At 36.3% G+C, this 1536-nt stretch carries 2 protein-coding genes, 1 tRNA gene and 1 pseudogene; 3 read left to right on the top strand and 1 reads right to left on the bottom strand.

Translation table 11 applies throughout. The annotated features are described in order from the left end of the window. Window positions 1-7: 7 nt before the first annotated feature. The 3 genes and pseudogenes from QUH73_RS21005 (at window position 8) to QUH73_RS20665 (ending at window position 1228) form a co-directional block, all read left to right on the top strand. On the top strand, window positions 8-145 hold the full coding sequence (locus QUH73_RS21005) for a hypothetical protein (protein WP_442913434.1): 138 nt from the start codon (window positions 8-10) through the stop codon (window positions 143-145). A gap of 187 nt (window positions 146-332) precedes the next feature. Continuing rightward, window positions 333-986 (top strand): annotated as a pseudogene (locus tag QUH73_RS20670) (ISAon1 family transposase); the annotation flags it as partial. Beyond that, window positions 938-1228 (top strand): transposase, encoded by a 291-nt coding sequence (locus tag QUH73_RS20665; protein ID WP_289532342.1) that lies wholly within the window; start codon window positions 938-940, stop codon window positions 1226-1228. The pseudogene QUH73_RS20670 and the gene QUH73_RS20665, both read left to right, overlap by 49 nt. Before the next feature lie 147 nt (window positions 1229-1375). Here the strand turns inward: QUH73_RS20665 and QUH73_RS20660 are convergent. Further along, window positions 1376-1448, bottom strand: a tRNA-Lys gene (locus QUH73_RS20660). Window positions 1449-1536 lie beyond the last annotated feature (88 nt).

The following is a 1536-nucleotide window of genomic DNA, read 5'->3' as shown; positions in this document are numbered from 1 at the left end:
TGTTCACCTGAGTGAGAAAAATATAATTCCCGCGGAATATTCTGATCAGGAATTGCTTTCCAAAGGATTTTTACCTGAAATCTGTATTCAGGATTTCCCTATTCGCGACAAGGGTTTGTTTCTGTATATTAAGCAACGAAGATAGACCGCAAGAATAAGCGGAAAAATTATTACCCGAAATTGGACCTTGGCAGCAAAAGGAACTCGATTCACAAATGAATTTGGGGCTTTTTTAAAAGAACTTAATTGATAAGAGAGCGATTAATATTAAAAGTTTAGAATATTACTATCCTATTGACGGCAAACAATTACAACAATAATACAGAGATCATTTAAGTGCTTATAAAAATTGGTCACAAGCCGAACATGCTCAAAGCTGGATTCTCTTTCCTCAAAACTTAGGTGAGAATATCAGTATTGATGAAACAGCATTAAGCAACGGAGAGTTATATACCATTCTTACCAACAAAGCGGCAAAGGGAAAACAAGGCTGTTTAATTGCCATGATAAAAGGAACAGAATCTAAACAGATAATTGACATCCTTAAGAAAATATCTTACCAAGCCCGATGCACTGTTAGTGAAGTTAGTTTGGATATGGCAGGTACAATGAACAAAATCGTAAAAAAAAGTTTTCCAAAAACATCCAGGGTAATAGATCGTTTTCATGTCCAAAAATTAGCATATCAGGCAGTCCAGGATGTTCGAATAGCTTATCGATGGGAAGCAATTTCTCAGGAGAGTCAAAATATTCAAATCGCAAAGGAAAAAAACAAAGAGTATCAAGCACCTCTGTATTGCAATGGAGATAGTGAAAAACAACTTCTTGCCAGATCCCGTTATCTTCTATTCAAATCACCGCAGAAATGGTCAGCAAGTCAAAAAATTAGAGCTGAAATTCTTTTTGAGAATTTTCCTAAGATAAAACAAGCCTATGAATTAGCTTCAAGTCTAAGAAATATCTATTCCAAAACAAGGATAAATTAGTTGCATACACAAAACTTGCACACTGGTACAGAGAAGTTGAAGAGTTTGGGGATAAACGTTTTAGAACTGTCTCTAATTCAATATTTTCCCATTATGAAGGGATCTTAACCTTTTTTGACAACAGGACAACAAATGCTTCAGCGGAATCTTTTAATGCTAAAATCAAAGCTTTTAGATCAACTCAAAGAGGTGTGAGAGACATTCCTTTTTTTCTATTCAGATTATCAAATATTTATGTCTGATAAGAGCTCCCCAAATTTATTGCTTGATCCCAATTACATCGATCAAGGGAAGCAGGAAGTGAGTTTGGGATTTGCGTAGTGGTACAAGTGCAGTATTTTCTTTTCGGATATAAAAAAACCACCAAATGCAATTTGGTGGTTTTTTTGTGATCCCTCTGGGGGTCGAACCCAGGACCCCATCATTAAGAGTGACGTGCTCTGCCAACTGAGCTAAGGAACCATTCTTATTTTTTGAAGACTTTGGTTGTCTTTAGTGATCCCTCTGGGGTTCGAACCCAGGACCCCATCATTAAAAGTGATGTGCTCTA

This window comes from Labilibaculum sp. K2S, assembly GCF_030372765.1.
Lineage (GTDB): Bacteria > Bacteroidota > Bacteroidia > Bacteroidales > Marinifilaceae > Labilibaculum.
This window is presented reverse-complemented; position numbering and strand designations above follow the sequence as displayed.